The 17,895-nt window shown below is 66.5% G+C and carries 23 protein-coding genes and 1 tRNA gene; 12 read left to right on the top strand and 12 right to left on the bottom strand.

Annotation, left to right across the window (positions count from 1 at the left end):
- Nucleotides 1-73 precede the first annotated feature (73 nt).
- From ACIQ3B_RS15190 to ACIQ3B_RS15155, 8 genes are all read right to left on the bottom strand, one after another.
- Complete coding sequence (locus tag ACIQ3B_RS15190) at nucleotides 74-325, bottom strand: DUF1150 family protein (RefSeq protein WP_397404018.1); 252 nt, start codon at nucleotides 323-325, stop codon at nucleotides 74-76.
- 27 nt (nucleotides 326-352) lie between these two features.
- Complete coding sequence (locus ACIQ3B_RS15185) at nucleotides 353-775, bottom strand: Hsp20 family protein (RefSeq protein WP_397404016.1); 423 nt, start codon at nucleotides 773-775, stop codon at nucleotides 353-355.
- A gap of 96 nt (nucleotides 776-871) precedes the next feature.
- Nucleotides 872-1,621, bottom strand: a complete 750-nt coding sequence (locus tag ACIQ3B_RS15180) for a class I SAM-dependent methyltransferase (RefSeq protein WP_397404014.1) — start codon at nucleotides 1,619-1,621, stop codon at nucleotides 872-874.
- A 3-nt stretch (nucleotides 1,622-1,624) separates the two neighbouring features.
- On the bottom strand, nucleotides 1,625-2,089 hold the full coding sequence (locus ACIQ3B_RS15175) for a GtrA family protein (protein WP_397404012.1): 465 nt from the start codon (nucleotides 2,087-2,089) through the stop codon (nucleotides 1,625-1,627).
- The gene (locus tag ACIQ3B_RS15170; RefSeq protein ID WP_397404010.1) at nucleotides 2,086-3,057 is read right to left on the bottom strand and encodes a glycosyltransferase family 2 protein; all 972 of its coding nucleotides are present in this window, start codon (nucleotides 3,055-3,057) and stop codon (nucleotides 2,086-2,088) included. The genes ACIQ3B_RS15175 and ACIQ3B_RS15170 overlap by 4 nt, the downstream gene beginning before the upstream one ends.
- A 4-nt stretch (nucleotides 3,058-3,061) precedes the next feature.
- Nucleotides 3,062-4,411, bottom strand: coding sequence for a hypothetical protein (locus ACIQ3B_RS15165; RefSeq protein WP_397404008.1), 1,350 nt, complete (start codon nucleotides 4,409-4,411; stop codon nucleotides 3,062-3,064).
- Nucleotides 4,412-4,455: 44 nt separating this feature from the next.
- On the bottom strand, nucleotides 4,456-4,986 hold the full coding sequence (locus tag ACIQ3B_RS15160; protein WP_397404006.1) for a hypothetical protein: 531 nt from the start codon (nucleotides 4,984-4,986) through the stop codon (nucleotides 4,456-4,458).
- Nucleotides 4,987-5,079: 93 nt separating this feature from the next.
- Nucleotides 5,080-5,928 carry a universal stress protein gene (locus ACIQ3B_RS15155; RefSeq protein ID WP_397404004.1) on the bottom strand — a complete coding sequence of 283 codons (849 nt, stop codon included), beginning with the start codon at nucleotides 5,926-5,928 and terminating at the stop codon, nucleotides 5,080-5,082.
- A 315-nt stretch (nucleotides 5,929-6,243) separates the two neighbouring features.
- Here ACIQ3B_RS15155 and ACIQ3B_RS15150 point away from each other — a divergent pair, with 315 nt between their 5' ends.
- The 3 genes from ACIQ3B_RS15150 (at nucleotide 6,244) to ACIQ3B_RS15140 (ending at nucleotide 7,597) form a co-directional block, all read left to right on the top strand.
- Nucleotides 6,244-6,816: a TMEM165/GDT1 family protein gene (locus tag ACIQ3B_RS15150; protein WP_397404002.1), complete on the top strand. Its 573-nt coding sequence runs from the start codon at nucleotides 6,244-6,246 to the stop codon at nucleotides 6,814-6,816.
- A 146-nt stretch (nucleotides 6,817-6,962) separates the two neighbouring features.
- Nucleotides 6,963-7,283, top strand: coding sequence for a hypothetical protein (locus ACIQ3B_RS15145; RefSeq protein WP_397404000.1), 321 nt, complete (start codon nucleotides 6,963-6,965; stop codon nucleotides 7,281-7,283).
- On the top strand, nucleotides 7,280-7,597 hold the full coding sequence (locus ACIQ3B_RS15140) for a hypothetical protein (protein ID WP_397403998.1): 318 nt from the start codon (nucleotides 7,280-7,282) through the stop codon (nucleotides 7,595-7,597). Before ACIQ3B_RS15145 ends, ACIQ3B_RS15140 begins: the two co-directional genes overlap by 4 nt.
- A 76-nt stretch (nucleotides 7,598-7,673) precedes the next feature.
- Here ACIQ3B_RS15140 and ACIQ3B_RS15135 read toward each other — a convergent pair whose 3' ends face one another.
- The 4 genes from ACIQ3B_RS15135 to ACIQ3B_RS15120 all read right to left on the bottom strand — a co-directional run bounded on the left by ACIQ3B_RS15135 (nucleotide 7,674) and on the right by ACIQ3B_RS15120 (nucleotide 8,925).
- Nucleotides 7,674-7,991: a type II toxin-antitoxin system RelE/ParE family toxin gene (locus ACIQ3B_RS15135; protein ID WP_397403996.1), complete on the bottom strand. Its 318-nt coding sequence runs from the start codon at nucleotides 7,989-7,991 to the stop codon at nucleotides 7,674-7,676.
- Nucleotides 7,992-8,006: 15 nt separating this feature from the next.
- Nucleotides 8,007-8,201: a hypothetical protein gene (locus ACIQ3B_RS15130; RefSeq protein WP_397403994.1), complete on the bottom strand. Its 195-nt coding sequence runs from the start codon at nucleotides 8,199-8,201 to the stop codon at nucleotides 8,007-8,009.
- 71 nt (nucleotides 8,202-8,272) lie between these two features.
- Nucleotides 8,273-8,348 (bottom strand) — tRNA-Ala (locus ACIQ3B_RS15125).
- A 121-nt stretch (nucleotides 8,349-8,469) separates the two neighbouring features.
- On the bottom strand, nucleotides 8,470-8,925 hold the full coding sequence (locus ACIQ3B_RS15120; RefSeq protein WP_397403992.1) for a TIGR02300 family protein: 456 nt from the start codon (nucleotides 8,923-8,925) through the stop codon (nucleotides 8,470-8,472).
- 125 nt (nucleotides 8,926-9,050) lie between these two features.
- On the opposite strand from ACIQ3B_RS15120, the gene aroA reads away from it, so the two are divergent.
- The 9 genes from aroA to accD all read left to right on the top strand — a co-directional run bounded on the left by aroA (nucleotide 9,051) and on the right by accD (nucleotide 17,685).
- On the top strand, nucleotides 9,051-10,379 hold the full coding sequence (gene aroA / locus ACIQ3B_RS15115) for a 3-phosphoshikimate 1-carboxyvinyltransferase (protein WP_397403990.1): 1,329 nt from the start codon (nucleotides 9,051-9,053) through the stop codon (nucleotides 10,377-10,379).
- Nucleotides 10,376-11,035, top strand: coding sequence for a (d)CMP kinase (gene cmk, locus ACIQ3B_RS15110; RefSeq protein WP_397403988.1), 660 nt, complete (start codon nucleotides 10,376-10,378; stop codon nucleotides 11,033-11,035). Before aroA ends, cmk begins: the two co-directional genes overlap by 4 nt.
- A 153-nt stretch (nucleotides 11,036-11,188) precedes the next feature.
- Nucleotides 11,189-12,901, top strand: a complete 1,713-nt coding sequence (gene rpsA, locus ACIQ3B_RS15105) for a 30S ribosomal protein S1 (RefSeq protein ID WP_397403986.1) — start codon at nucleotides 11,189-11,191, stop codon at nucleotides 12,899-12,901.
- Between the two features lie 194 nt (nucleotides 12,902-13,095).
- Nucleotides 13,096-13,383: an integration host factor subunit beta gene (locus ACIQ3B_RS15100; protein ID WP_397403984.1), complete on the top strand. Its 288-nt coding sequence runs from the start codon at nucleotides 13,096-13,098 to the stop codon at nucleotides 13,381-13,383.
- Between the two features lie 21 nt (nucleotides 13,384-13,404).
- On the top strand, nucleotides 13,405-13,812 hold the full coding sequence (gene mscL / locus ACIQ3B_RS15095) for a large-conductance mechanosensitive channel protein MscL (protein ID WP_397403982.1): 408 nt from the start codon (nucleotides 13,405-13,407) through the stop codon (nucleotides 13,810-13,812).
- Nucleotides 13,813-13,863: 51 nt separating this feature from the next.
- On the top strand, nucleotides 13,864-14,511 hold the full coding sequence (locus ACIQ3B_RS15090; protein ID WP_397403980.1) for a phosphoribosylanthranilate isomerase: 648 nt from the start codon (nucleotides 13,864-13,866) through the stop codon (nucleotides 14,509-14,511).
- A 7-nt stretch (nucleotides 14,512-14,518) separates the two neighbouring features.
- A complete protein-coding gene (trpB, locus tag ACIQ3B_RS15085; RefSeq protein ID WP_397403979.1) occupies nucleotides 14,519-15,739 on the top strand; it encodes a tryptophan synthase subunit beta in 1,221 nt (406 codons plus the stop codon).
- Nucleotides 15,740-15,931: 192 nt separating this feature from the next.
- Nucleotides 15,932-16,762: a tryptophan synthase subunit alpha gene (gene trpA, locus ACIQ3B_RS15080; protein WP_397403977.1), complete on the top strand. Its 831-nt coding sequence runs from the start codon at nucleotides 15,932-15,934 to the stop codon at nucleotides 16,760-16,762.
- Between the two features lie 5 nt (nucleotides 16,763-16,767).
- Nucleotides 16,768-17,685 carry an acetyl-CoA carboxylase, carboxyltransferase subunit beta gene (gene accD, locus ACIQ3B_RS15075; RefSeq protein ID WP_397403976.1) on the top strand — a complete coding sequence of 306 codons (918 nt, stop codon included), beginning with the start codon at nucleotides 16,768-16,770 and terminating at the stop codon, nucleotides 17,683-17,685.
- The last annotated feature ends 210 nt before the right edge of the window (nucleotides 17,686-17,895 follow it).

The following is a 17,895-nucleotide window of genomic DNA, read 5'->3' as shown; positions in this document are numbered from 1 at the left end:
CTCGGCAGACGCCCTGCACGCGTTGCTGGTTCAGGATGCCGCAGTCAGGCCTTCGGCGGCCTGACCGGCGACGTCAGTGAACGGAAACGGGCGCCAGCTCATGGGCGAGCGCTGCGGCCATGGCCGCGTTGCGATCGGTCAGAATCGCCAACCGCTCGCCGTTCGCACGATGCACGGCATAGAGGATCTGGTCGGGCGCCAGATCCCCCTCGATCTTGGTCGAGGGCACGCTGGCGAGCACCTCGGCGCCCAGGATCGGCCGGACATAGACCAGGTCGGGTCCGCCCAGAGCCGCGAAGTCTTCGGGAGAGAACACAGGTGTCATCATGACCACCTCCTTGAGATTACAGGGTCAGACCGACGTCCGGATGGGGATCGTCAGAACGCGTTTGGCAGGCTCGGGCCGCGCCAGATCGATGTGCAGCAGGCCATGCTCCAGCAAGGCCGCATCCACCTGCATGCCGTCCGCCAGCACGAAGCTGCGGACAAAGCCGCGCGCGGCGATGCCGCGATGCAGGTAGGCGTCTTCGGCTTTCCCGGCTGCGCCGTCACGCTTGCCGGCGATCACCAGATGGCGATCCTCGACGGTGACCTGCAACTGGTCCGGCGAAAAACCCGCGACAGCCAGCGTAATCCGCAGGCCCCCGTCGCCGCGATCCTCGACGTTGTAGGGCGGATAGCTCTCTGCGGCCGCCTTGGCGGCGCGTTCGATCAGCGTTCGGGTATGCTCGAAGCCCAGCAGGAACGGGCTGTCGAAAATCACGTTGCGGTTCATTCAGGAGCCCTCACAAAAGCGACTCTCCGGTCACGCCACCCGGGTTCGGCCTGGCGCGACTGGATTTCTCTCATGTGGGTACCGTGAACGGGGATATCAACGTGCGGGTGTCGAACCCTCGGTGCGCTGCGCGATCAGCAGGATCGACACGCCGAACGGAAGATCAACATGGCGCAGGAGCCGGGCTTCAAAGGCGAAGAGGCGCCTCAGAAGGCCGTTCAGTACTTCCGGCGGTTCAGTATCGTCGCTGCCGCCGCGTTGGCCGGTCAGGGTCTTCGCCAGCCTTGCTGCCGCGATGGGTGGAAACAGCACCGTATTGAAGTGGGTCGCGCGCCGGACTCTCAGGCCCGCCGCCTCGAAAAGCCGGCGATAGGCGGGCAGGTCGTACCGGCGCTTGTGGTGATGCTGAACGTCGTGCTCGCTCCACATCCAGGGACAGGCCGGCACCGTGGTCACCAGAAACCCGCCCGGCTTGACCAGACCCGCCAGCGCGGCCACCGCACCGGCGTCGTCCTCGACATGTTCGACCACATCAAAGGCGGCGACGAGATCAAACGGCGGACCCAGATCAGGCAGGCCGTCGGGCAGCAGTCCGGCATGGATGCTCAGGCCGGAGCGTTCCGCCGCATGGGCCCGGGACTCCGGGTCGGGCTCCAGGGCCTGCACCGTGCCGAACCCGGAGAGCATGGCGAGGTTCCCGCCTGGCCCGCAGCCGACCTCCAGGATCCTTGCCGACGCCGGCAGGGACAGGCGAGTGATCTCCGCGGCCAGGATCTGACGCCGGGCGGCGAACCACCAGTGGGTTTGTTCAAGGGCTCGCATGCGCGCGTAGGTGTCGCGTTCCATGGCTCAGCCAACACCCGGGTTCGGCGTCTCGCGAACCGGCCTGAAGATCACATAGCGCATGATGATGAAGTTCCAGATGGCGATCAGGATCGCGATCAACACCTCGGCCGCCAGATAGGGGGCGTGCAGATACTCGACCATGCCGTAGAGCAGCCCCGCATTGATTGCCGAGTTCGCCAGAAACAAGGCCACGAACGCCAGCAGCTGGGGGCCGGTGGCGCCCGCGCTCTGCGCCCGGAAGGTCCACAGCTTCTGCAGGCCGAAGCTGACAAAGAACGACACGACCGACGCAATCAGCACCGAGTGAACGTACCAGAGGCCCGCATACTCAGTGAGCACGAACAGGGTTCCGAACAGGGTTAGCGCGGCGGTGACGCCCGAGACGCCAAACCGCACCAGCATCACAAGCGTGGCCCGGGTCTGCGGCGGAACAACCTCTCGCCAGGTTCGGGCAAGGGACCGGATCACGTGTCGTCGAACCCGACGCGCTCGCGCACCAGATAGATCGGCCGGCCCTTCACCTCCTGATACATCCGCCCGATGTACTCGCCGAGCACGCCCAGCGCGATCATCTGCAGGGCGAAACCGAACAGGATCACCACCATCAGCGACGCATAACCCGGCACGCTGCGGCCACCGACCAGGACCTGGGTGACAATCACGGCGGCGAATCCGAGGGCCAGGAAGGCGGCCAGTACGCCCACGCCGGTCCAGACCTTGAGGGGCACGGTGGTGAAGGCGGTCAAGCCGTCGACGGCGAAGCGGATCAGGCCGAAGTAGCGCCAGGACGTCGCCCCCGCCGCCCGCGCCGGCCGCACATAGGGCACGCCCACCTGCCGGAAGCCCACCCAGGCGAACAGGCCCTTCATGAACCGGTTGCGCTCGGGCAACCGGGCCAGCGCCGTCACCACGGCGCGATCCATCAGGCGGAAATCGCCGGTGCTCTCGGGAATCGGGTAGTCCGAAAGCCGGTTGAACAGCCGGTAGAAGGCGCCGGCGCTGAAGCGCTTCATCGGGGTGTCGCTGGCCCGGTCGGCGCGGACGCCGTAGACCACGTCATAGCCCTGTTCCCACAGACTGATGAACTCGCCGATCAGCTCCGGCGGGTCCTGCAGATCGGCGTCGAGGGGCACCACCATGTCGCCGGTGGCGGCCTCGATCCCGGCGGTGAGCGCGGCCTCCTTGCCGAAGTTGCGGGTGAGCGCGACCAGCCTGAGGCGTGGGTCGCCAGCGGCCCGGGCGACGAGCCGGGCATAGGTGTCGTCGCGGCTGCCGTCGTCCACGCAGACGATCTCGAGGGTCACCCCGAGCGGAGCCGCAGCCGCGTCAATCCGCTGGAACAGCAGATCAAGCCCGGCGGCCTCATTGTGCATGGGGATGACCAGGCTGAGGGTGCGCCCGGCGCGGCTGCGGGTGGAGGTTGGCGGCGGGGTCACCGACTCATCGCCCCTTTGGCCGCAGCATCAGCCCGAGGCTGACCACCATGATCAGCAGACAAAGGATGCTTGAGGGGAAGATGTAGCGGGCGTCGGCTGCCGGTCCGGCCAGGAACAGCAGCGCCGGATAGCCAAAGGCGCCCGCCAGCAGGGCCAGCATCAGCCAGGCCAGAGGGCGTACGGCGGCGGCGGCCATCAGGCCCAGCCCCGCGGCCAGCACATAAAGCCATGCCGGGCGTCGCGCGGTTTCGTCGGCGTGCATCCCGATGTAGCGGGTGACGGCCCGGGAGGCCTCGGGATTCTGCAAAGCCAGTCCAAAGGTGTTGGCGTCGATCGCGCCGTGGGTGGGATAGAAGACGCCAGCCTTGGCCAGGCCCATCTGCTCGACCGCCACGGCGGCCCGGTGGGCGATGTAGCATCCGGGCTCACGCAGGATCACCGGCGCCCAACTCTGCTGGATCTGGCCCTGGGCGTCGGTTTCCAACATCGGCGGTACGCCTGGCTTGGGTTCCAGCGTCATCAGCAGGTGGCGCGGATCATAGGCGCGGCGGATCTGTGCCACGGTGATCGGCTTGCCGTTGGTGACGGCCCGGGGGAGATAATTGTATCCCGCACAGGCGGAAATTCCGATCAGGTCGAACTCCTGGGTGGCCACGAAGTTCTGCGCATCGGGTAGCGGAAGCAGGTCAGGCAGCCGCCACTGACTGGACGCCCAGACCCCGCCCAGTCCCAGGACAATCATCAACAGGGCTGCGGCGCGCGCCGGCCAGGCCCGGTCCCGGTTCAGGAACGGTCGCCACACCATCAGCAGCATCGCCGGCGCCAGCAGGACAAAGGCGTTGTAGCGAAGGCCGATTGACAGGGACATCGCCACCACGCCCAGCATCAGCAGCGGGATGGATCGCGCCTGCGCCGCCGCCAGCCACAGCCCCAGACCCAGCAGGGCGAACCCGGCCGTGGGCACATCACGCCACTGCGCCATCAGTGTGCCCAGCAGCGCCGGAACAAAGACCAGGCCGCCGGCGAAAAACAGGCAAAGCACCCAGGCCAGCGCCCGGCGCGCGGTCAGCACATGGATCGTCAGGCCCGCGCCGAACAGCAACACAAACGTCTGCGTCAGAAACAGGCCCCAGCTCTCGGCGCCGAGCATCCGGCTTACCTGGAACATGTAGGTGTGCAGGGGCGGCCAGAGCGCTGTGCGGACACCGAAGAGCGCCTGCTCGTAGGCCAGCAGCGAGTCGTACGACATGTAGCCCGGCCAGCTGGGATAGCAGGCAAGGCCGGTCAGGATCGCGCTCAATGCGGTCAGGGCCAGCCAGGGCGGCCTGTTCAGGATGGATCCCGATCCCGACACGTCCGTCTCACTCCACCGGGGTCTCAAACCCCCAAGGTCACTGATCAGAACTCGATATGCCCCAGCACGCACACGCTGTCGTCGCCGGTGACGCCATAGCCGTCCAGAGGGCCCCTGGTGAGCGCAATATCGGCATTCCAGCCGGTATTGGGGTCAGTGATCTCCGGCACGGCGGTGGGCACGTCGGTGCGGCTTACCCCGCCCTCGCCGCCGCCGACGATCCGGAATGTGGCATCCACCAGCACCACCCGCTCAATGCGCGCCTTGCGCCCGATGTCCCAGCCCCAGCCGTGGATCTGAACGCCGGCGGGCGCGCCGGTGTACTTCTTCTGGACGACGTCGGTATTGCCCTTGCAGATCCCGCTTTGCGGGAACGCAGCGCGCAGGGTCTTGCCCAGCAGGGGCTGGACCCATGCGGGCGCTACGGGCGTTCCTGTGGTCTCGACCTTGTCCTTGACCGGAGCGCCGGCGGCGACCTTGGCCGGCGGCGGTTCGCGCCACTTGGGCTGGTCGCACGCGCTGAGGCCCAGCAGGGCGGCCAGGGCGGGGGCGATGGCAAACGGGGCGTGGTTCATGGCCGATGTTTACGCCGCGCCTCCCATGCCGCGCAACCGCAACGCGGCGACCGGCGACGTGACTTTCGCTTCAACCCCGCCGCCGAGGGCGCCCTAGTGAGACAGCATCAGGGGGACGATGGGATTGTGCAACATGTGTTCGGTCGCCCCGCCGAGCACGAACTCGCGGAACCTGGACTGGCCATAGGCCCCCATCACGAGCAGGTCCGCAGAAGACTCGGCGACATACCGTTCCAGAACGGCGCCGATCCGGTTTCCCGCGGCATCGATCTCGACCGCCCTGGCCTCGATGCCGTGGGCCCTGAGATGGCGTACCGCGTCCGCACCAATGCCGGCATATGTGACCGACTTCTCATTCGTCACCGACAGCACGACCACGTCCTTCGCCTTCGACAGCATGGGCAGGGCGTCTGCCATCGCGCGCGCCGCTGCACGGCTGCCGTCCCAGGCGAGCACGACAGTTCCAAGCGTCCGGGTTGGCAGGTCGGCCGCGCCCGCCCGGAAGAGCAGCACGCTGCGCCCCGATCCAAAGATCACGGTTTCGGCGACGCTGCGCTGGCCGTCAGTAAGCTCCGCCAGCGGCACAATGCAGATATCCCTGGTCCGGGCGTGTTCCGCGATGTTTGCTCCGACCAGGTAGAGGTCTGCGCGTCGGGAGACGATCGCCCCGAAGACGCCTGCCGCCTTCGCCTGCGTTGTAAAGTAGTCGAGCCGCGCCCTGCAGGCCTCCGCGCTCTTGCGCTCTTGATCCTTCGCCATACCGCTCAATCCGATCAGATAGTCGGCGACCCGGTTGCTGACGGCGGGAATGTCGACCTCGATGGCTATGGCGCTGATCGTCCCGCCAATCACCGCTGCGAAGCTCACCGCCTGATCGATGGCGTCTGTCGAGGTGGGGTCCGGGTAGCTGTTGATCTGAAGCAGAATATCCTTGAACGACATGGTCGGCTCTCCTTTTCCGGCCTTGCTGGCTTCCTCCCTGATGCCATGTCGCGACGCGCCCGCCCTTGATCGAGGTCACACCCGCGCGCCGCACGAGCCTTTACATTGCGGCCCGCAGCGCCTAGCCCGGCGCTGCTCTCGGGGAGTAGCCGTCCGCGCAAAAGCGGAGCGCACGTCAACACACTTGGCCTCGCGGCCATGGCGGGCGAGACGGATCATATGGTCCGGATTGGCGAGACCGACGATGCTGACCTCCGGCTACTGGGCCTGCGGGGGTGTGGCGTCGTCGTGTTCACATGGCCCCGGAGATCTCGATTGGAAACCATCCTCGTTTCGTCCGGCATCGTCGCCCTCGCCGAAATCGGCGACAAGACGCAGCTGCTGGCGATCATCCTGGCGGCCAGGTTCCGCAAGCCGGTCCCGATCATTCTCGGCATCCTGGTGGCGACCCTGCTGAATCACGGGGCGGCGGCGACCCTCGGCTTTCTGGTCTCGCAGTGGCTGCAGGGGACGCTGTTCCAGACCCTGGTGGGCGTGGCCTTCATCGTGATGGCCGGCTGGGCGCTGATCCCGGACAAGGAAGACGACGGCGGGGTTGGAAAGATGGCGCAGAGCGGCGTGTTCCTCACCACCCTGGTGGCCTTCTTCCTGGTGGAAATCGGCGACAAGACCCAGATCGCCACCTCGCTGCTGGCGGCGCGCTTCCATGACATCCTGCTGGTCACCATCGGCACCACGCTCGGCATGATGGCGGCCAATGTGCCCGCGGTCCTTCTGGGCGAGGCCGTCACGCGCGTGGTTCCGCTGAAGTATGTGCGGATGGGCGCGGCGGTGGTGTTCGCGATCCTCGGCGCCTGGGTGCTGCTGGTGACCTACAAGGTGCTGTGAGCGGGGGTGGGTGGAAATTGCTTACTGATTTTCCAGGGTTTTTTCGACGGTGTGTTCCAGGTGATAGGGCCAGATGCAGTATTTTAGTGCCCGATTGGGAAGTAGCGCACGTTGTCTGACGGGCGGTGGCCTGCCACTCTAGTTTGATGACAGACACGGCGAACGTCGTGGTGGCGACGCGCGTCACCTACTACCATCCCAACGACGAAGCGGCCTTCTTCGACTGGCTGGCGCGAATGGAGTGCGTTGAAGGGTTCGACGGCGCGGGTCGTGACCTCTTCATTCGGCTCAAACGACGCCCCACAAAACACGATCTTCAAGAACTTCTGGCCTTCTGCTTCCGCTACGGGATCGACCTGGCGCAGCTCGCGAAGTTCGAGCGGCCCTCAAACAAGACGTGGCTTAGGGACCCACAGAAATACTGGCACGGCGGCATGTTCGGTGAAGCTAAGGTCCACGTCGAATGAACCGCGCCGAGCAGATTGCGGCGATGGCGCCGCAGCTTGTCGCTGAGGTCCGCATGTACGCGACGGACGAGGGCGGTCGAAAGTCAGTAGCCCTGCCCGGCTGGGGTTGCCCCTGCATGACATCAACAACCGTACCGCTTGAGGGCTACGACGGTTGGCCACAGCTTGGCGATACTCCGCTGAAAGCCAGCGACGAGCGCCTGTTGGGCTTCGTCTTCCTGAGTGGTGACGAAGCAGCGGAAGTTATGCGGCGCGCGGGGGTGTCCTATCTCTGGGAAGGCGGGTTCATAGGAGAGGCCCACGTCGTCGCGTAATGCCTCACTACACGACCTGACTTCGGCCTCCGTCCGCGAGAGATCCCGCCGCCAACTTCAAAAGGCGAAATCCGCCTTATTCGAACCGGCGAGGCCTCCGCAGAAGGTCCTCCATGTGCCGGGCCCCATGCAACACGCGCCAGATCGCGATGCCGTCGCCGTCTGCAAGCGGCTCGTAGAAGATGATGTAGGGCCTCACGACCAGGCTGCGTGGGCTGCCTTCGAACTCCGCCCGCTCCCGGCCGATGTAGGGCGCCGACGCCACCACCTCCAGTGCGCCGTAGATGCGGGCGAGGAAGGTATCGGCGATGGCGGGCGAACTCTCGTTCGCGATGTAGGCCCAGATGTCGAGAAGGTCGGATCGCGCCAGAGGCGCGCGCAGTATGCGAGCCATGAAGCGTTGAAGCCGTTACCGCCCAGCCCGCGCATCGCGCAACAGCATGTCCAGCGGCTCGAGCGGCGTTGCCTCGCCGCGCGTGACCTGCGCGCGTCCGGCCGCCAGTTTCGCGGCCAAGTCATCGAAGTTGTCGGCCAGGAACTGGTCAATCTCAGCGTCCGTGTCCGGAAGCGCAGCCTTCTGTACGTTGTTCGCTCTGGCAGTCATGAGCACCGTTTAGCACACTTCTACGACCGCCCCAAAAGGCGAAGGCCCGCAGCGGAAACTGCGGGCCTCCATGGTGGAGCTTAGCGGAGTCGAACCGCTGACCTATTGCATGCCATGCAATCGCTCTACCAGCTGAGCTAAAGCCCCGAAGATTTCGGGTCTCCCCGGAGGGCTGGCCCCCCGGGAAGGCGCGGAACCTATTCAAAGCGTCCCCTGCGATCAAGCCCGTATGTCAGGCTTTTTTCGCAAGAGGACGTTCTGCCGTCCGTCAGCGGTCGTCGTCACCGTCCGGAAGGCCTTCGATTTCCGACTCATCGAAGTCGTCGTCGTCCTCATCTTCCAGGAACGGAACGTCGGCGTCGTCCTCGACTTCTTCCTCGTCGGTGAACTCGCCAAGGTCCTCGGAGACGGCGGCCGGCTCGGCGGCGTCATCGTCATCGTCGACCACGCCGAGGGTGGGATCGTTGACGACTTCGTCCAGCTCGGGCGTGACGGTGTCCTCTTCTTCTTCGTCCTCGTCGGTTTCCTTCTCGACCACCTGATCTTCGGCCTCCTCGGCCTCAGGCACGATGGAGCGGGCGCGGACGCGACGGTTGCGCACGGCTTCATCGGGATCAAAGTCATGCGCGCACTTCGGGCAGTGCGCCGGGCGTTTACCCAGGTCGTAGAACTTAGCCTGGCAGTTCGGGCAGATTTGCTTGGTGCCCAGTTCCGGATTGGCCAAAGGCGGCGACCCTCTTAAAATTGTATGTGGTTGCGCGGAAAAGCGGCGTCCCTTGCCACGCGACGGGGCGGCTGTCAAAGCATCCCGCCTCGGCATTTCCCCATTCGACAAGGCATCTTCGGCATATGACCGCGGCCCACCTCACCGCACGGCGCGCAGGACCTCTCAAAGGGACCGTCCGCGCGCCAGGGGACAAATCCATCAGCCACCGGGCGCTGATCCTGGGCGCGCTGGCGCAGGGCGTGACCGAGATCGAGGGCCTGCTGGAGGGCGACGACGTCAAGCGTACGGCCGCGGCCATGTCCGCCTTCGGGGCCGGCGTGGAACGTCTGGGCGAGGGGCGCTGGCGGGTCGAGGGTCGCGGCGGCTTCGCCGAGCCTGTCGATGTGGTGGACTGCGGCAACGCCGGCACCGGCGTGCGTCTGATCATGGGCGCAGCGGCCGGGTTCGACATGTCGGTCACCTTCACGGGCGATTCGTCCCTGCGGGGGCGGCCCATGAACCGGGTGCTGAAACCGCTGGGCGAAATGGGCGCCAGCTGGATCTGCCGGCAGGGCGGGCGACTGCCCCTGACGCTGCGGGGCGGTAACCTGAAGCACATCGCCTACCGACTGCCGGAGCCCTCGGCCCAGGTGAAGTCGGCGGTGCTGCTGGCCGGGCTGCACGCGGCTGGGGGCGCCGAGGTGATCGAGCCGGAAGCCACGCGCGATCACACCGAACGGATGCTGCGGGCCTTCGGCGCCGAGGTGGACGTGCGCGACGAGGCCGACGGGCGCCGTATCGTCCTGCCGCCGGGCCAGAAACTTGCCGGAACCCGCATTCACGTGCCGGGCGACCCGTCCTCCGCCGCCTTCCTGCTGGTCGCGGCCCTGGTGACCCCGGGGTCGGAGGTGACCGTGCAGGGCATGTTGCTGAACCCGTTGCGGATCGGCCTGCTGGACACGCTTGGCGAGATGGGCGCTGACCTGTCCGTGACCAATGTCCGTGACGAAGGCGGCGAGACGGTCGCCGACGTGACCGCCCGCCACTCCGACCTCGAGGGTGTCGAGGTGCCGCCGGAGCGGGCGCCTTCGATGATCGACGAGTACCCGATCCTGGGCGTGGCGGCGGCCTTCGCCCGCGGCAAGACGGTCATGCGCGGCATCGGCGAGATGCGGGTCAAGGAAAGCGACCGGATCGCCCTGATGGCGGCGGGGCTTTCGGCCTGCGGCATCGGCGTCGAGGAGGAGGCCGAGACCCTGACGGTGGTCGGCGCCAAGCAGAGCAATCATCTGGTGGCCGGCGGCGCGGGCGTCACCACCCACGGCGATCACCGTATCGCCATGAGCCACCTGATCCTGGGCCTGGCCGCGGAAGGGCCGGTCTCCGTGGACGAGCCCGGCATGATCGCCACCAGCTTCCCGGGGTTCGTGAGCCTGATGCGGGGGCTGGGCGCGGACATCGAGGGGGCATGACCCCCGCCTTCGTCATCGCCGTGGATGGTCCTGCGGCGTCCGGCAAGGGCACGGTGGCCACGCGGCTGGGGCGGGAGCTGGGTCTGCCGGTGCTGGATACCGGCCTGCTTTACCGGGCCGTAGGCGTGTTGACGCAGGGTGCAGGCGAAGACCCGGATGATCCTGCGGCCGCTGCAGCGATCGCCATACTGCTGACCGCCGAGCGGCTGGAGGATCCTGCGCTTCGCACCCGGGCGGCGGGCGAACTGGCCAGCCGGGTGGCGATCCACCCCGGGGTGCGGGCGGCCCTCCTGGATTTCCAGCGCGCGTTCGCCCACCAGCCTGGCGGCGCCGTGCTGGACGGCCGGGACATCGGCACGGTGATCTGTCCGGAGGCGCCGGCGAAGCTCTACGTCACGGCGACGCCGGAGGTGCGCGCCGGGCGCCGCTGGAAGCAGCTGACCGGCCAGGGCGAGGTCGTGAGTTTCGATGACGTGCTGGCCGATATCCATCGACGCGACGCCCGCGATGGGGGCCGTGACAATGCCCCGCTGCGGCGCGCCGACGACGCCGCCTTGCTCGACACCACTGAAATGTCTATAGAGCTCGCCGCCGATGCGGCCCGCCGTATCGTTGAGGCGGCGCGCGCCCGTTGGGAGAAATCCCGGTCCGGGTAATCCAAACGCGCCTTTCCCTCTGACGTCTGCGGGCAAATTTCCCGGCGTGAGGTCTTCCTCGCGCCTTCGGTTGCAACCCTTAACCCGACGTCGGGACTCCGTCCGATCGCGATTGCGGTGCGGATCTCGCGTGATTTGAAGATGAAAGACCCTATGGCTGACGACATGAGCCTCTCTCCCTCCCGCGATGATTTCGCAGCACTGCTCGACGAGTCCCTTGGCGGACGTGACTTCATGGAAGGCCAGGTGGTCCACGGACTGGTTGTGGCCATCGAGAAGGACTTCGCGATCATCGACGTCGGTCTGAAGACCGAAGGCCGGGTTTCGCTGAAGGAATTCGGCATCGGCGACGGCGAGAGCCGCGATCCGCCGAAGGTCGGCGACTCGGTCGAGGTGTTCCTGGAACGCGTCGAAAACGCCATGGGCGAAGCTGTCATCAGCCGCGAGAAGGCCCGCCGCGAAGAGGCCTGGACGCGTCTTGAAGTCGTTTATGAAAAGAACGAGCCGGTGATGGGCGCCATCGTCGGCCGCGTGAAGGGCGGCTTCACCGTTGACCTGGGCGGCGCCTCGGCGTTCCTGCCGGGTTCGCAGGTGGATATCCGTCCCGTGCGCGACGTCGGCCCGCTGATGGGCAAGGAACAGCCGTTCGCGATCCTCAAGATGGACCGCCCGCGCGGCAACATCGTGGTCTCTCGCCGTGCGATCCTGGAAGAAGCCCGCGCCGAACAGCGCACCGAACTGGTTGGCCAGCTGCAGGAAGGCGAAGTCCGCGACGGCGTGGTCAAGAACATCACCGACTACGGCGCGTTCGTGGACTTGGGCGGCATCGACGGCCTGCTGCACGTCACCGACATGAGCTGGAAGCGCGTCAATCACCCCAGCCAGGTGCTGGCGGTGGGCGACACCGTCAAGGTGCAGATCGTCAAGATCAACCCGGACACCCAGCGCATCTCTCTGGGCATGAAGCAGCTCCAGTCCGATCCGTGGGACGGCGTGGAAGCCAAGTATCCGATGGGCGCGAAGTTCACCGGCCGCATCACCAACATCACTGACTACGGCGCCTTCGTGGAGCTGGAAGCCGGCGTCGAGGGCCTGGTGCACGTCTCCGAAATGTCCTGGACCAAGAAGAACGTCCACCCGGGCAAGATCGTTTCCACCTCTCAGGAAGTGGATGTGGTCGTGCTGGACGTCGATCCGTCCAAGCGTCGCGTCAGCCTCGGCCTGAAGCAGGCCATGGCCAACCCGTGGGAAGCCTTCGTGGCCACCCACCCGGTCGGCTCGACCGTCGAGGGCGAAGTCAAGAACGCCACCGAGTTCGGCCTGTTCATCGGTCTGGAAAACGACATCGACGGCATGGTCCACCTGTCCGATCTGGACTGGGCGATCCCCGGCGAGGAAGCTATCGCCAAGTACAACAAGGGCGAGATGGTCAAGGCCCGCGTGCTGGACGTGGATGTCGAGAAGGAGCGTATCTCGCTCGGCATCAAGCAGCTTGGCGGCGACCCGATGCAGGGCGACACCTTCCGCAAGGGCCAGACCGTGACAGTCACGGTCACCGAGATCACCTCGGGCGGTATCGAGGTGAAGTTCGGTGAGGACGACGCGCCCATGTCGGCCTTCATCCGCAAGTCGGACCTGAGCCGCGACCGCGCCGATCAGCGCCCCGAGCGTTTCGCCGTCGGCGATCGCATGGACGCCCAGATCACCAACATCGACAAGGCCGCCCGCCGGGTGTCCCTGTCCGTGAAGGCCCTGGAAATGGTCGAGGAAAAGGAAGCCATCGAGAAGTTCGGCTCGTCCGACTCAGGCGCCTCGCTCGGCGATATCCTGGGCGCCGCGCTGCGCGAGAAGGCTCAGAAGGAATAGGCTTCACCACGCTGTGAGGCGACAGGACGGCGGATCGGGAAACCGGTCCGCCGTTTTTCTTTATTGGATGCCCGCGCGCCCGGGTCGGGTTCGGGTCACAGCGTTCGGGCTTGACCCCAAGGTGTTGAATTCCTTATTCCGCCTTGATCCGTGCGCGGGCTTCCTCCTATGGTCGCGCTGGTTCGAGGGGCCCCATGATCAAGTCTGAGCTCATCACAAAACTGGCGGAAGAAAACCCGCACCTGACCCAGCGTGATATAGAGCGCGTCGTTGGCGTGATTCTCGAGCGGATGATCCAGGCGCTGGAAGACGGCGGTCGCGTCGAGCTCCGCGGCTTCGGCGCGCTTTCGGTGCGCTCGCGCGAGGCGCGGGCCGGACGTAACCCCAGGACGGGTGAAACCGTGGATGTCCAGGCCAAGCACGTGCCGTTCTTCAAGAGCGGCAAGGAACTTCGAGAGCGACTCAACGCCGACGACGAATAACCCCGGTCTGGAGCCCCCCTCATGTCGATCGTGTCCGAGTTTCGTGAGTTCATCGCCAGGGGAAATGTGATCGATCTTGCCGTGGGCGTGATCATCGGCGGCGCCTTTGGCAAGATCGTCACCAGCATGGTCGACCAGATCATCATGCCGCCGGTCGGGTTGATGCTGGGCGGTCTGGACTTTTCCAAGCTGCAGTGGGTCCTGCGGCCCGACGACGCTGCAACCCCCACCTCGGAACTGGTGGCGATCCAGTATGGCGCCTTCGTCAACACCATGATCCAGTTCCTGATCATCGCCTGGGTCGTGTTCCTGCTGGTCAAGGGCGTGAACAGCCTTCGTCGCGCGGAAGCGGCCGCCCCCGAGGCTGCGCCTGCACCACCCGCCCAGGAGGTGCTGCTGGCCGAGATCCGTGATCTTCTGAAAAAGTAGGCCCGTAATCAGGTCTTGCGGCGACGAGGGTTAAACCCCTAATCCGCAGCCATGACACCGGCGACCAAGATCTGCGGGGTATCCACCCCCGAGGCCGTGCGCGCGACCGTCGAGGGCGGCGCAGCCTTCCTGGGATTCATGTTCTTCGCCAGAAGCCCGCGCAACATCGCGCCCGATGCCGCCAACCGGCTGGCGCCGCCGGCGCGGGCGGCCGGCGTGAAGATCGTGGCGGTCACGGTCGATCCGTCCGACGACGAGATCGACGCCATCATGGCCGGCCTCGGCCCCGACCTGATCCAGCTCCACGGCAAGGAAACTCCGGCGCGGGTGCGAGAGATCGCCCAGCGAACCGGAAGCGGGATCATCAAGGTGATCGCGGTCGCCGAGGCCTCCGATGTGGACGCCGCCAAGGCTTACGAGCCGCTCGTCGAGCACCTGATGTTTGAAACCAGACCGCCGAAGGATGCAGACCGGCCCGGCGGCCTGGGCGTTGCCTTTGACTGGACGCTGCTGAAGGGCCGGCGGTTCGAGCGGCCCTGGTTCCTGGCCGGCGGCCTCAATCCCTGGAATGTGGCCGATGCCATTGCGGCATCCGGCGCGCCGATTCTCGACGTTTCCTCTGGCGTGGAGCGCGGTCCCGGACTAAAGGACCCCGCCTTGATCCAGGCATTTCTTGACGCCGCCCGCCGCGTCACGTGAGCTGATTGTGAACGCCCCGACCCGACCCAACGACTATACGGCCTATCCCGACGCTTCCGGACGCTTCGGCGACTATGGCGGCCGTTATGTTCCCGAGACCCTGATGCCTCTGGTCCACGAGCTGGACGCCGCCTACCGGGCGGCCCAGGCGGATCCGGCGTTCCAGGCCGAGCTGGACAGTTTCCTGACCCACTATGTGGGCCGGCCCTCGCCTCTGTACCTGGCCAGCCGGCTGACCGACCACTTCGGTGGGGCGAAGATCTATTTCAAGCGTGAGGAGCTGAATCACACCGGCTCGCACAAGATCAACAATTGCATGGGCCAGATTCTGCTGGCCCGCCGGATGGGCAAGACCCGGATCATCGCCGAGACCGGCGCCGGCCAGCACGGCGTGGCTTCGGCCACTGTCTGCGCCCGGTTTGGGTTGCCGTGCATCGTCTACATGGGCGCGGTCGACGTTGAGCGGCAGAAGCCCAATGTCTTCCGCATGAATCTGCTGGGCGCCCGCGTCGAGGCGGTCACCTCGGGCTCGGCGACGCTCAAGGACGCCATGAACGAGGCCCTGCGCGACTGGGTCACCAATGTCCACGACACCTACTATCTGATCGGCACCGCGGCGGGCATGCATCCCTATCCGGAGATGGTGCGCGACTTCCAGTCGGTGATCGGTCGCGAGACCCGCGATCAGATGCTGGCTACGGAGGGCCGCCTGCCGGATGCGGTGGTGGCCTGCGTGGGCGGCGGTTCCAACGCCATCGGCATTTTCCACCCCTTCCTCAATGACGAGAGCGTCAAGCTGATCGGGGTTGAGGCGGCGGGTGAAGGCATGGACACCGGACGACATGCGGCCGCGATCAACGGCGGCCGTCCCGGGGTCCTGCACGGCAACATGACCTATCTGCTGCAGGACCGGGCGGGCCAGATCACCGAGGCGCACTCGATCTCCGCCGGCCTGGACTATCCCGGCATCGGACCCGAGCATTCCTGGCTACACGATGTGGGACGCGCTTCCTACCTGACCGCCACAGACAATGAGTCCCTGGAAGCCTTCAAGCTTTGCGCCCAGCTTGAGGGTATCCTGCCCGCCATCGAGACCGCCCACGCACTTGCCAGGATTGGCGACATCGCCCGCGACGTGGGCAAGGGCGGCATCATCGTGCTGAACCTGTCGGGCCGCGGCGACAAGGATGTGGGCACGGTCGCGGCGCACCTGGGGATGCAGATTTGAGCACGTTGCGCGCTGCCTCCCCCGCGAAGCGGCGGGAGGGGGACCACGCCCCGCAGAGGGCGTGGTGGAGGGGGCAGGCCGCCTGCCCGGCGCCGACGCTTCCGATGACTCAGTACCTGGGGCTTGCCCCCTCCACCACCCGCTCTACGGCGGGCGGTCCCCCTCCCGCCGCTTCGTGGGGGAGGTAAGGCGATGAAGGATCGTATTGATCGCCGCTTCGCCGCGCTGAAGTCCGAGGGCCGGGCGGCGTTCGTGACCTATGTGATGGCCGGCGATCCGGACGCCGCGACCGCGCTTGAGATCGTGCGCGGACTGCCGGGCGCCGGCGCCGACATCATCGAACTGGGCTTCCCGTTCTCGGATCCCATGGCCGAGGGCCCTCCGATCCAGCGCGCGGCGCAGCGGGCGCTGGCCAAGGGCATGACCCTGCAGGGCGTGCTGGATCTGGCCCGCGCCTTCCGTGAAGGCGACGCAGACACGCCGGTCATCCTGATGGGCTACACCAATCCGCTGGTCACCTGGGGCTATGAGGCCTTCGCCCGCGACGCGGCGGCCGCCGGGATCGACGGCATGATCGTCGTCGACTGTCCGCCAGAGGAGGCCGAGCCGCTGGCCGATGCTCTGGACGCCGCGGGGCTCTCGCTCATCCGCCTGGCGACCCCAACCACCGACGATGCGCGCCTGCCGGTGGTGATCCGCCGCACGTCGGGGTTTGTCTACTATGTCTCCGTCGCGGGCGTGACCGGCGTCAAGTCGGCCGACGCCTCTGCGGTGGCGCCTCATGTCGAGCGCGTGCGCAAGGCCTCTGGACTGCCGGTGGCGGTGGGCTTTGGCATCAAGACGCCGGAAATCGCCGCCGCGATCGCCCGGGTCGCTGATGGCGTCGTCGTGGGCTCGGCCCTTGTGGATGAGGTTGCCGAAGCCCTCGGACTGAACGAAGACGTGACCGGACGGGTCCTTTCCAAAGTCAATTCCCTGGCTAAGGCTGTTCGTCTTGCGCGTCGGAGCCTCACGGCGGTTTGAAATCCATGGCGATGGCTGATCATCGAAACGACAAACCCGGTCGTCCTGCCCCGCGTGAACGTCGCGGCTGGCTGTCGCGAATTGCGCCCGGGGTTCGAAACTTCGCCAAGCGCGACACGCCGGAGAACCTCTGGGTCAAATGCCCCGACACCGGCGAGATGCTGTATCGCCCCGATCTGGAGGCGGCCCTGTGGGTCACCCCCTCGGGCCATCATATGCGGATCGGCGCGAAGATCCGGCTGGACGGCACCTTCGACGAGGCGCGCTACGAGCGGCTGGCGACGCCCTCGGTGGTCGAGGACCCCCTGGGTTTCCCGGACGACAAATCCTACGGGGACCGGCTGAAGGCTGCCCGAAAGGCGACGGGTGAACAGGACGCCATGGCCGTCGCCTTCGGGCACATCGTGGGCCAGCCTGCGGTGGTCGTCGTCCAGGACTTCGCCTTTATGGGCGGTTCGCTGGGCATGGCGGCGGGTGAAACCTTCATCATGGCCGCCAAGGAAGCTGTGAAGCGTCAGGTTCCGCTGGTGATATTCACGGCCGCCGGTGGCGCGCGCATGCAGGAGGGCACGCTGGCCCTGATGCAGATGGCCCGCACCACCCTGGCGCTGAACGAGGTGAAGTCGGCGGGACTGCCCTATGTGGTGGTGATGACGGACCCGACCACCGGCGGGGTGACGGCCTCCTACGCCATGCTGGGTGATGTCCATCTGGCCGAGCCCAATGCGACGATCGGTTTTTCGGGTCGGCGGGTGATCGAGCAGACGATCCGCGAGACCCTGCCTCAGGGCTTCCAGCGTTCGGAGTTCCTGGTGGAGCACGGCATGATCGACCAGGTGGTCAAACGCGCCGACATCCCAGAAAAACTGAGCTCGATCCTCAAGACTCTCATGATGGGGCGCGAACGTCTTTCCGCCGCCTGACGCAATCTTCCCCGACGTGACTGTCCTCTCCTCCCCCATCGGGGGAGGGGGACCGCGGAACGCGGTGGAGGGGGCTGCCGTCGCACAGCGGCGGAGCGACCGCGCACGGCCCATTGTCGCTCTTGGGACGTGCACCGGGCTGAGACTGCCGGATGCGTGGCTCCCGGCGAGGGGGGGGCCCCCCCCCCCCCCCGGGCCCCCCCCCCCCCC

The organism is Phenylobacterium sp. (assembly GCF_044358365.1).
Taxonomy (GTDB): Bacteria; Pseudomonadota; Alphaproteobacteria; order Caulobacterales; family Caulobacteraceae; genus Phenylobacterium.
The sequence above is the reverse complement of the archived record's forward strand: the minus strand, read 5'-3'. Positions and strand labels throughout refer to the sequence as shown.